Genomic DNA, 208 nt, shown 5'->3' on the forward strand with positions numbered 1-208 from the left:
TGTTGGCTGGAAAGTATCTACACGAATGAATACAGATATGGTGCTCGATGCATTAGAGCAAGCATTGCATGATCGAGGCATGCCAAAGAATGTGATTCATCATTCCGACAGAGGTGTGCAATATCTTTCCATTCGCTATACCAATCGTTTAGAAGCAGCAAATTTACGAGCATCAGTCGGTACGACTGGTGATTCATACGATAATGCT

The 208-nt window shown here is 42.3% G+C and carries 1 protein-coding gene; it reads left to right on the plus strand.

The window, feature by feature from the left end; translation table 11 throughout:
* A partial coding sequence (locus tag WFH18_RS18465) for a DDE-type integrase/transposase/recombinase (RefSeq protein WP_336755488.1) occupies window positions 1-208 on the plus strand: 208 nt, incomplete at both ends.

Source organism: Acinetobacter sp. USHLN143 (assembly GCF_037145695.1).
GTDB lineage: Bacteria > Pseudomonadota > Gammaproteobacteria > Pseudomonadales > Moraxellaceae > Acinetobacter > Acinetobacter fasciculus.